Origin of the sequence: Streptomyces sp. NPDC005303 (genome assembly GCF_040607335.1) — a bacterium.
In the GTDB taxonomy this organism is placed as follows: domain Bacteria; phylum Actinomycetota; class Actinomycetes; order Streptomycetales; family Streptomycetaceae; genus Streptomyces.
Genome location: NZ_JBEXGM010000031.1, coordinates 87,920 through 98,434 on the forward strand (window position 1 = coordinate 87,920; position 10,515 = coordinate 98,434).

General features: G+C 68.8%; 9 protein-coding genes, 1 tRNA gene and 1 pseudogene. 6 read left to right on the plus strand and 5 right to left on the minus strand.

Annotation, left to right across the window (positions count from 1 at the left end; genetic code table 11):
• Window positions 1-79: 79 nt before the first annotated feature.
• Both ABZT93_RS32205 and ABZT93_RS32210 read right to left on the minus strand, forming a co-directional pair.
• Window positions 80-550 (minus strand): RidA family protein, encoded by a 471-nt coding sequence (locus tag ABZT93_RS32205; protein ID WP_356111319.1) that lies wholly within the window; start codon window positions 548-550, stop codon window positions 80-82.
• The gene (locus tag ABZT93_RS32210; protein ID WP_007383662.1) at window positions 547-711 is read right to left on the minus strand and encodes a DUF4177 domain-containing protein; all 165 of its coding nucleotides are present in this window, start codon (window positions 709-711) and stop codon (window positions 547-549) included. The genes ABZT93_RS32205 and ABZT93_RS32210 overlap by 4 nt, the downstream gene beginning before the upstream one ends.
• A 119-nt stretch (window positions 712-830) precedes the next feature.
• Here ABZT93_RS32210 and ABZT93_RS32215 point away from each other — a divergent pair, with 119 nt between their 5' ends.
• Window positions 831-1,808 carry an ArsA-related P-loop ATPase gene (locus ABZT93_RS32215; RefSeq protein ID WP_356111320.1) on the plus strand — a complete coding sequence of 326 codons (978 nt, stop codon included), beginning with the start codon at window positions 831-833 and terminating at the stop codon, window positions 1,806-1,808.
• The gene (locus ABZT93_RS32220; RefSeq protein WP_356111322.1) at window positions 1,805-3,274 is read left to right on the plus strand and encodes an ArsA family ATPase; all 1,470 of its coding nucleotides are present in this window, start codon (window positions 1,805-1,807) and stop codon (window positions 3,272-3,274) included. The genes ABZT93_RS32215 and ABZT93_RS32220 overlap by 4 nt, the downstream gene beginning before the upstream one ends.
• Window positions 3,275-3,442: 168 nt before the next feature.
• On the opposite strand, the gene wblA is transcribed toward ABZT93_RS32220, so the two are convergent.
• Window positions 3,443-3,781, minus strand: a complete 339-nt coding sequence (gene wblA, locus ABZT93_RS32225; protein ID WP_030324083.1) for a transcriptional regulator WblA — start codon at window positions 3,779-3,781, stop codon at window positions 3,443-3,445.
• Window positions 3,782-4,289: 508 nt separating this feature from the next.
• Here wblA and ABZT93_RS32230 point away from each other — a divergent pair.
• On the plus strand, window positions 4,290-6,572 hold the full coding sequence (locus ABZT93_RS32230; RefSeq protein ID WP_356111324.1) for a transglycosylase domain-containing protein: 2,283 nt from the start codon (window positions 4,290-4,292) through the stop codon (window positions 6,570-6,572).
• A gap of 94 nt (window positions 6,573-6,666) precedes the next feature.
• On the opposite strand, the gene ABZT93_RS32235 is transcribed toward ABZT93_RS32230, so the two are convergent.
• Window positions 6,667-7,131, minus strand: a complete 465-nt coding sequence (locus ABZT93_RS32235) for a GatB/YqeY domain-containing protein (protein WP_356111326.1) — start codon at window positions 7,129-7,131, stop codon at window positions 6,667-6,669.
• A 317-nt stretch (window positions 7,132-7,448) separates the two neighbouring features.
• Between ABZT93_RS32235 and ABZT93_RS32240 the strand changes: the two genes are divergently transcribed.
• The 3 genes from ABZT93_RS32240 (at window position 7,449) to ABZT93_RS32250 (ending at window position 9,354) form a co-directional block, all read left to right on the plus strand.
• Window positions 7,449-8,375, plus strand: coding sequence for a metallophosphoesterase (locus ABZT93_RS32240; RefSeq protein WP_356111328.1), 927 nt, complete (start codon window positions 7,449-7,451; stop codon window positions 8,373-8,375).
• A gap of 85 nt (window positions 8,376-8,460) precedes the next feature.
• The gene (locus tag ABZT93_RS32245) at window positions 8,461-9,246 is read left to right on the plus strand and encodes a Pr6Pr family membrane protein (protein WP_356111330.1); all 786 of its coding nucleotides are present in this window, start codon (window positions 8,461-8,463) and stop codon (window positions 9,244-9,246) included.
• Between the two features lie 34 nt (window positions 9,247-9,280).
• Window positions 9,281-9,354: transfer RNA gene (locus tag ABZT93_RS32250), tRNA-Pro, on the plus strand.
• Between the two features lie 795 nt (window positions 9,355-10,149).
• Here the strand turns inward: ABZT93_RS32250 and ABZT93_RS32255 are convergent.
• Window positions 10,150-10,422: pseudogene (locus ABZT93_RS32255) on the minus strand (tyrosine-type recombinase/integrase); the annotation flags it as partial.
• Window positions 10,423-10,515 lie beyond the last annotated feature (93 nt).

The following is a 10,515-nucleotide window of genomic DNA, read 5'->3' on the forward strand; positions in this document are numbered from 1 at the left end:
TTCGCCACCGTGGACCTTCGCCGCCTCGTGCTCCACGACGGGCCGTACTCTCACCCGACCCGCACCCGCGCCGCAGGCATCACGCGCCGGTCAGCTCCACCTGCACCTCGACCTCGACCGGCGCATCGAGGGGCAGCACCGCCACCCCCACCGCGCTGCGCGCGTGTACGCCCGCCTCGCCGAGCACCTCGCCCAGCAGCTCGCTCGCGCCGTTGATCACACCCGGCTGACCCGTGAAGTCCACGGCGGATGCCACGAACCCCACGACCTTCACCACGCGCGCGATCCGATCCAGATCACCGGCCACCGACTTCACCGCCGCCAGCGCGTTCAGCGCACACGTGCGGGCCAGCGCCTTCGCCTCCTCGGCCGTGACCTCCGCGCCCACCTTCCCGGTGACCGGAAGCTTGCCGTCGACCATGGGCAGCTGGCCCGAGGTGTACACGTACACACCCGACTGCACGGCCGGCTGATACGCGGCCAGCGGCGGCACGACCGCCGGCAACGTCAGCCCCAGCTCCGCGAGCCGCGCCTCGACCGCCCCGCTCACGCCGCCTTCTCCCGCTTCAGGTACGCCACCAGCTGCTCGGGGTTGTTCGGCCCGGGCACGACCTGCACGAGCTCCCACCCGTCCTCGCCCCAGGTGTCCAGAATCTGCTTCGTGGCGTGGACGAGCAGCGGCACGGTCGCGTATTCCCACTTCTTGGTCATGCGGCCGACTTTAGCCGCTGCTCAACCCCGGCTTTCAGCCGCTGCTCACCCACAGCCGGTGCCCTCGTTATCCACAGCCTCCTGCTTAGGTTCGCCGTCGACTGGTTACGCTCGAATACGTGAGCAGGCTCCAGGTCGTCAGCGGCAAGGGCGGGACCGGAAAGACGACGGTCGCCGCAGCCCTCGCGCTGGCCCTCGCCACCGAGGGGAAGCGGACGCTTCTCGTCGAGGTGGAGGGTCGCCAGGGAATCGCGCAGCTCTTCGAAACGGAGGCGCTGCCCTACGAGGAGCGGAAGATCGCCGTCGCTCCAGGGGGCGGGGAGGTGTACGCACTGGCCATAGACCCCGAACTGGCCCTTCTGGACTACCTCCAGATGTTCTACAAACTCGGCGGAGCGGGACGCGCCCTGAAGAAGCTCGGCGCGATCGACTTCGCCACCACCATCGCGCCCGGCCTCAGGGACGTCCTCCTGACGGGCAAGGCGTGCGAGGCGGTCCGCCGCAAGGACAGGTCCGGCCGCTTCGCCTACGACTACGTCGTGATGGACGCGCCCCCCACCGGCCGTATCTCTCGCTTCCTCAACGTCAACGACGAGGTCGCCGGACTCGCCAAGATCGGCCCGATACACAATCAGGCGCAGGCCGTGATGCGGGTGCTGAAGTCCAAGGAGACCGCCGTCCACCTGGTGACCCTCCTGGAGGAGATGCCCGTCCAGGAGACCGCGGACGGCATCGCCGAACTCCGGGCCGCGCACCTGCCCGTGGGCCGGATCGTCGTGAACATGGTGCGCCCGGAGGTGTTGGACGGCGCCGACCTGGAACTCGTACGGACCGCACAGCGTTCAGCGGTGGCGAAGGCGCTGTCCTCGGCCGGGCTCGGCGGCGCCCGCCGCGGGGGCAACGCCGAGAAGCTGGTCGCCCCGTTGATCCAGCAGGCCGAGGAGTACGCCGAGCGGTACGACCTGGAGCACGAACAGCGCTCCGTCCTCGGCGAACTGGGACTGCCGCTGCACGAACTGCCCTTGCTGACCGAGGGCATGGACCTGGCGGGTCTGTACGAACTGGCCACCGAGCTGCGGAAGCAGGGGATGTCATGAGCCCGGACGCCGACCGGCACAACCGAACCCCCCAGAACCCGCGCCCGGACCGCCCCGACCGCCCCCACGGCCTCTCCCCCGCGCCCGTGCTCGACCTCGACCCCCTGATCGACGACCCGAAGACCCGGATCGTGGTCTGCTGCGGCTCGGGCGGCGTCGGCAAGACCACGACCGCGGCGGCCCTCGGCCTGCGTGCCGCCGAACGGGGCCGCAAGGTCGTCGTCCTCACCATCGACCCGGCCCGCCGGCTCGCCCAGTCGATGGGCATCGACTCGCTGGACAACGTCCCACGCCGGGTGAAGGGCCTCGACGACTCCGCGAGCGGCGAGCTGCACGCGATGATGCTCGACATGAAGCGCACCTTCGACGAGATCGTCGAGGCGCACGCGGACGGCGAGCGGGCGGCCGCGATCCTGAACAACCCCTTCTACCAGTCGCTCTCCGCGGGCTTCGCGGGCACGCAGGAGTACATGGCGATGGAGAAGCTCGGGCAGCTGCGGGCCCGGGACGAGTGGCATCTGATCGTCGTCGACACCCCTCCCTCCCGCTCCGCCCTCGACTTCCTGGACGCGCCGAAGCGGCTGGGCTCCTTCCTCGACGGAAAGCTCATCCGGCTGCTCACCGCCCCCGCCAAGCTCGGCGGACGGGCGGGGATGAAGTTCCTGAACGTCGGGATGTCGATGATGACCGGCACCCTCGGCAAACTGCTGGGCGGCCAACTCCTCAAGGACGTCCAGACGTTCGTGGCCGCGATGGACACCACCTTCGGCGGGTTCCGCACGCGCGCGGACGCGACGTACAAGCTGCTCCAGGCGCCCGGGACGGCGTTCCTGGTGGTCGCGGCCCCGGAGCGGGACGCGCTGCGCGAGGCCGCGTACTTCGTGGAGCGGCTGGCCGCGGAGCGCATGCCGCTCGCCGGTCTGGTGCTCAACCGGGTCCACGGCAGCGGCGCCGACCGGCTCTCGGCCGAGCGGGCACTCGCCGCCGCGGAGAATCTCGAGGCCGCGGAAAATCCTGAGACCGCGGAGAATCCCGAGGCCGTGGAAAATCTTGAAGAGCCCCGCATTGTGGATCAGGAGGGCGGGAAAGCTGGACTTCGTAACTCTCCCGACACGTACGGCAGTTCAGAATCTCCCGCTTCCGAGGCACCAGCTCCTGACGAAGGCTCCCCCGCCGACTCGGAGAACACGAGCTCGGAGCGCACGAACAAGGAGCGGTCCGCCCATCCGGCCGACCGGTCCGTCGACCAGCTCACCGCAGGCCTGCTGAGGCTGCATGCGGACCGTATGCAACTGCTCTCCCGCGAGCAGCGCACGCGTGACCGCTTCACCGCGCGCCACCCCGAGGTGGCGGTGGCCGAAGTGGCCGCGCTGCCCGGCGATGTCCACGACCTCGTGGGGCTGCGGGACATCGGAAACCGGCTCGCGGCCGGGCGGCCGGAGCTGCCCGCGGCCGCCGTCGACTGATCCGCTGCCCACGGCTGCCGTCGACCGGCCCGGTGGCATGGGCTGCCGTCGACCGGCCTCGTGTCCGACGCTGCCGTCGACCGACCCAGAGCCTGACCCGGCGGGTTCCCGGCCTGACCCGGCGGCTTCCCGAGGGTGTCTCCAGGGGTGTCCTGAGGGATGTCCCCCTCAGCTCACCGCCGCGTAGTTCTCGTAGATCTCGTCGTCTTCGAGGGGCAGGATGCCGACCCCCCGCTCGTACTCGACGCGCGCCGTCTCCAGCAGCCTGCGCCACGACGTGACCGTCGGGCGCCGGCGCAGCAGGGCGCGGCGCTCGCGCTCTGTCATGCCTCCCCACACGCCGAACTCGACGCGGTTGTCCAGCGCGTCGGCGAGGCACTCCGTACGCACCGGACATCCGGTGCACACTGCCTTCGCCCGGTTCTGCGCTGCTCCTTGAACGAACAGTTCATCCGGATCGGTAGTGCGGCAGGCCGCCTGCGCACTCCAGTCGACTACCCAGCCCATACCGGCGCCGTCCTCTCCCGAATCGAGGCTCCCCCACGGCGGCAGCGGCATATTCACCGCCGCCAGTTGAGGACGTTACGGAAGGCAGGCACAGCGCAACACCCCCTTCGGGCCCAATCTTGAATGGCCCGAACGGACTATGCGTAAGCGGCAGATCACCCGGGGGAGTGAGCCCGCGACATACATGACTATCCCGGCAAACCAGGACACTTGTCTTGCGTCACAACGGGCACCTGATGACACATGAGGCGGATTCGGACACGCGCCCCTCAAAAAAATCGGGGAACGACCGGAACGATTCGGGGTCGCCGGACGTATTGATACGTGGCCCTACTGCTGTGACAGTTGAGAGCAGCTTAGGCCAACGCCTGTGCGCGTGTCCGGCGAATGAGAAGGTAGGGCGCTCCTGTCGTCATGCCCGCTCCGACGCGGTCGTGCCCGCTTCCGTCGCCATGCCGTGACATGGGCTCCCTCTGAACGCTCATGTGGACGGATTAGGCTGCCCCCTATGTCGAAGAAGCGCTCGGGCGGCGGTCTGTCGCCCACGCAGCAGGCCGCCAAGTTCCTCGGTGTCAGTGTCCTCGCGGGAGCGGTGATGGCCGGCATCGCGCTGCCCGCGGCCGGCGCGCTGGGGCTCGCGGCCAAGGGGTCGGTGGAGAGCTTCGACGAGCTCCCGACCAACCTGAAGACCCCGCCGCTCAGCCAGCGCACCACGATCCTCGACAGCGAGGGCGGCACCATCGCCACGGTGTACTCGCGCGACCGTACGGTGGTCGACGTCAAGAACATCTCGCCGTACATGCAGAAGGCGATCGTCGCGATCGAGGACTCGCGCTTCTACCAGCACGGCGCGGTCGACCTGAAGGGCGTCCTGCGCGCGCTCAACAAGAACGCCCAGAGCGGTGGGGTCGCCCAGGGCGCCTCCACGCTGACGCAGCAGCTCGTGAAGAACGTCGCGGTGGAGGAGGCCGGTGACGACCCGACGAAGGTCGCCCAGGCCACCCAGCAGACCCTCGGCCGCAAGATCCGCGAGCTGAAGTACGCCATCCAGCTCGAAGAGGAACTCGGCAAGAAGAAGATCCTCGAGAACTACCTGAACATCACCTTCTTCGGCCAGCAGGCGTACGGCGTCGAGGCCGCCTCCCAGCGGTACTTCTCCCGGCATGCCAAGGACCTCAGCCTCGCGCAGTCGGCGCTGCTCGCGGGCATCGTCCAGTCCCCGAGCCGCTACGACCCCGTCAACGACGAGGCCGAGGCGACCAAGCGGCGCAACACCGTGCTCCAGCGCATGGCCGAGGTCGGCGACGTCTCCCAGGCGGAGGCCGACAAGGCCAAGGAGCAGCCGCTGGGCCTCAAGGTCAGCAAGCCGAAGAACGGCTGCATCACGGCCGTCAAGGGCGCCGGCTTCTTCTGCGACTACGTCCGTGAGGTCTTCCTGACCGACCCGGTCTTCGGCAAGAGCAAGGAGGCCCGGGCCAAGGTCTGGAACCAGGGCGGTCTGACGATCCGCACCACCATGGACCCGCAGGCCCAGAACTCGGTGCAGAACTCCATCAAGGACCACGTCTACCAGGACGACCAGGTGGCCACCGCCGCGACCATCGTCCAGCCGGGCACCGGCAAGATCCTGGCGATGGGCCAGTCGCGGCCGTACGGCATCAACACCAAGAAGAACGAGACGACGCTCGACCTCTCGGTCGATCAGGACATGGGCGGCGGAGCGGGGTACCAGCCCGGTTCGACGTTCAAGCCGATCGTGGCCGCGGCCGCCATCGAGGGGGGTACGCCGGCGACGAAGATCTACTCCTCGCCGTACAAGATGGACTACCCGAGCCCGGTCCAGCTCTGTGACAGCAAGGTCTGGAACGAGAAGGGCGTCTCGCTCACCAACGAGAACGAGTCGGAGGTGGGCCCGTACGACATGAAGACCGCGACCGCGAAGTCGGTCAACACCTATTACGTGCAGCTGATCAGCGACATCGGTGTCTGCCCGGTGACGGAGATGGCCGCGAAGATGGGGGTCGAACGCGCGGACGGCGGCAAGCTGCAGCAGCGGCCCTCGATCGCCCTGGGCACCCAGGAGGTGTCCCCGCTGACCATGGCGAACGCGTACGCGACCTTCGCCGCGCGCGGGATGTACTGCACGCCGGTCGCCATCGAGTCGATCACCCAGCGGGCCGGCGAGAAGTCGAAGTCCCTCCAGGTCCCGAAGTCGACCTGCTCGCGGGCGATGTCGGAGAACACCGCCGACACCATCAACACGCTCCTCAAGGGCGTGGTCGAGGACGGCACGGGCTCGGAGGCGGGCCTCGGCCCCAGCCGTGACAGCGCGGGCAAGACGGGTACGACCGACGAGCGCTACGCGGCCTGGTTCGTGGGCTACACGCCGAACATGGCCGGCGCGGTCTGGGTCGGCGACCCGGCGCACAAGCGCAAGATGCAGAACATCACCATCGGCGGCGTCGGGTACGGCAAGGTCTTCGGTGGCAAGGTTCCCGGCCCGATCTGGCGCGACATGATGACCGGCGCGCTGGAGGGCAAGGACGCCCCGCAGTTCAACACCGTCTACATCCCGGACATGCCGAAGAAGGAAGACCCCGGCAAGGGCAAGGGCAACGACGACGGTGACAACGGCGACAACCGCGGGAACGACAACGGCGGCAACGACAACGGCGGTGGCGGCAACGGCGGTGACGGCAACACCACCTTCCCGACGCCGACCTTCTCGATCCCGGAGAACTTCATCCAGGGCCAGAGCAACGGGAACGGTAACGGGGGCGGGCGCGGCTGACGGCGGCTGACGCCCGGAGCCCTACCCACGGATGAGAGCCCGGTCCCGCTGCACGCGCGGGACCGGGCTCTCGTACGACCGGCAGGTGCTGTTCTCAGCCGGCCAGGAGCTTCTTCACCGCGGCGGCGACCCGACCGCCCTCGGCCAGGCCGGCCACCTTCGGGTTCACGATCTTCATGACGGCACCCATGGCCCGCGGACCCTCGGCGCCGGCCGCCTTCGCCTCCTCGACGGCCTGGGCGACGATGGCGTTCAGCTCCTCGTCGCTGAGCTGCTTGGGCAGGTACTCGGCGAGGACCTCGCCCTCCGCCTTCTCCCGCTCGGCGGACTCGGCGCGACCACCCTGGGCGAAGGCATCCGCGGCCTCGCGGCGCTTCTTCGCCTCCTTGGTGATCACCTTCAGCACCTCGGCGTCGGAGAGCTCACGCTTCTCCTTGCCCGCGACCTCCTCGTTGGTGATCGCGGCGAGCGTCATCCGGAGCGTCGAGGAGCGCAGCTCGTCGCGCCCCTTGATCGCGGCGTTGAGGTCTACCTGCAGCTTCGACTTGAGCGTGGTCATGGGGTTGATTGTCGCAGGTGCGGGGTGGGGGGTGCGCGGGCATTTACGGGGGCGGTACGGGGTGGGGGCGGTACGAGGTGGGGGGCGCCCAGGGCCACGGGGCGGCGGGTGGCCGGCATACGGGGTCGCGGGCGCCGGGCATCAGGGGGTTACGGCGCCCGGCATTACGGGGTCGCGGGCTCCCGGCGGTACGGGGTCGCGGGTAGCTGGCGTTACGGGTTCGCGGGCGCCGGGCATTAGAGGGTTGCGGGCGCCCGGCGTTACGGGGCCGCGGGCGCCCGGTCAAGGATGTCCTCGTGATCTGACACGATGGAGGCATGCGCGCGCGATACGGAGTTCCCCTGGGGATCGCGGCGGTTGGCGCCGCCGGCCTCGTCTACTCGGCGGGTTTCGAAGCCCGTTCCTTCCGGCTGCGACGAGTGACGGTCCCCGTCCTGCCGCCCGGCATGGGCCCCCTGCGGGTGCTCCAGGTCTCCGACATCCACATGGTCGGCGGGCAGCGCAAGAAGCAGCGCTGGCTGCGCTCGCTGGCGGGCCTGCGCCCGGACTTCGTGATCAACACGGGCGACAACCTCTCGGACCCGGAGGCAGTGCCGGAGGTCCTGGACGCGCTGGGCCCGCTGATGGAGTTCCCGGGCGCGTACGTCTTCGGCTCCAACGACTACTACGGCCCCAAGTTCCGTAACCCCGCCCGCTACCTGTACGAGAAGACCCAGGGCCGCCACGGCCTGAACGGCAACCCACCCGCCGTGGGAGTCGTCCACAACCCGTGGGAGAACCTGCGGGACGGGTTCGACGCGGCGGGCTGGCAGAACCTCACGAACACGCGGGGCATGCTGAAGATCGAGGGCGTGTCGGTGGAGCTGACCGGCCTGGACGATCCGCACATCAAGCGGGACCGCTACGCCGAGGTGGCCGGCGGCCCGTCGGGGGCGGCCGACTTCTCCATGGGCGTCGTACACGCACCGTATCTCCGCGTCCTGGACGCCTTCACGGCCGACGACTACCCGCTGATCCTCGCCGGCCACACCCACGGCGGCCAGATCTGCCTCCCCTTCTACGGCGCGTTCGTCACCAACTGCGACTTGGACACGGACCGGGTGAAGGGTCTGTCCAGGCACACAGCGGAGGGCAGGACGTCGTATTTGCACGTGTCGGCGGGCTGCGGCGCGAGCCGTTACACACCGGTGCGGTTCGCGTGCCCGCCTGAGGTGACGTTGCTGACGCTGGTGGGCCGGGAGTAGGAGCTGGTGGGCCGGGCGTAGGAAGTGTTAACCCACACGGCCCGCCCGAATCGCCCCTTTTGCCGGTCATGTCTAGCGTGAGGGCATGACCGCGCCGATACCCAGGGACATCCCGGACCTCCCCGCACTTCCGGGCATGCCCGCATTCCTGCCCTCGCCCGTCCCCGCCACGGCGGTGGTGGCTCCCGTACGCCATCCCGTGGCCGCCGCCTACCGCGTACTGGTGGCACTGACCGCCGCGGGGGCCGTGACCGTCGAGCTGCTCCTGAGCAGCGCGGTCCGCACCCTGAGCTATTTCTCGATCCAGAGCGCGATCCTGCTGGCGACGGTGTTCCTGCTGTCGGCCCGCAGAGCGTGGACCGCCCGCCGCCCCTTGCCGTCCGCCCTGACGGGAGCAGCCCTGCTCTACGTCACGATCACGGCCCTGGTGCACCACGTGCTGCTGGCGAACGCGGCGAGCCCGTTCGTCCTGACGGGCCAGGCGGCGAACCCGACGGGCTGGCACGCGGTGACCGCCCAGCTCCTGCACACGGTGATCCCCGCGGCGGCGCTGGCGGACTGGCTCCTGCTGACCGCCCCCGGCCGCCTGCACCTGCGCCAGGCGGCGACCTGGCTGCTGTACCCCCTGGCGTACCTGCTCTTCTCCTTCACCCGAGGCGAACTGATCCTCCCGGGCACAGCCGGCCGCTACCTCTACCCCTTCCTGGACGTGGACCTCCACGGCTACAAGAACGTCCTCGGCAACGCCCTCCTCCTCGGCCTCTCCTTCTACGCCCTCGCAATCCTCCTGGTCGCCCTCGACCACGCCCGCCCGAACCCCATCCGCCACCGCGCCAAAACCGGATTTCGTCTCCAGCCACCGGTGGGCTAAAGTAAACGACGTCGCCGCGACGAGCAGCGACGATCGGGGTGTAGCGCAGCTTGGCAGCGCGCTTCGTTCGGGACGAAGAGGTCGTGGGTTCAAATCCCGCCACCCCGACACAGGTCAGAGGCCCAATCGCTTGATCGCGATTGGGCCTCTGTCGTGCTGGGGGCCAAACGAAGTTGGTCAGGCGTCCCCGATGTCAAGATTGCGGGTTCCTCCACATGGGGTCCTCATCCACTGGCCGCCCGAGCGTTCGGACTGAACCACGCAGGCGCGGACTTGTTTGGAGGCGGACAGCATGGACCAGAGCGGCGCGAGCTTTCTCTACCGGCCGTCGAAGTTCCAGCCACGCTTCCTGTCCGGTCTGGCCACCGTGGATCGCCCAGTCGGCGCGCCATAGCGTCTCATCAAGGGCGTAGGCGGCGTCCACGACCGGTTGGGCGCAGACAAACGACACCTCAGTCAGGGCCTGGTTCCATGAGGCCCAGGCCAGGTCAGGAGTCTCACCCCGGCGCGTACGCGCCATGGAGTCGTAGAGCAAGGCGAACTCGTCCATCAAGCGACGGCAGGCAGCCAGCTGCGTCTGGCGGGTCCACTGGCGATCTCCGGTTCGAGCGGTGAGCCCGGCACCGAGCAGGACACCGATGAGCGCAAAGCCGCTGCTGAGCAATCCTGCGACCACCTGCGATGCTCCGATCTACGCCCCGTGGACCGGGAGCGTTTTACGCCCACGCACGAGATCACCTTGTGCCATAAGGGATACATCCCCCGCCGACGGTTCCACGGCATGCTGCCGCGTAGGTGAATTGCTCCCGCTGCCGTGCGGATTCGTCATCGAGACTCATTCCGCAGGACAGCGGGCCCCGCTCTGCGCACCTTTGCAGATACCGCAGAGTGGGGCGCAGCTTGTTACTCCACGTCGCCCTCAGCGTCGGCGAAAATGTCGTCCATTGCTTCAGCACCCTGCGTGATCACGGGCCGGAGCTGCTTGCGGTAGACCGCCTCTGTGGTCGCCTGGCTGCTGTGACCGACCAAGAGCGCGATGCGTTCCAAGGGGATGCCATGGTCGGAGAGCAGGGACACGAAGCTGTGCCGGAGCTCCCGCGGGGTCCACTCCGGCTTCAGCCCCGCCTTCTTCACGATGGCCTTGAAGTCTCGCCGGACGTTGGCCGCGTCGAGTTGGGCTTGATCCGCTTTGACGGACATCCGAGATCAGGGGTTCAGCCCCGGGAGGATGTCCATCATGGAGAGCATGGGGAAGAAGAAGCCTCGGCC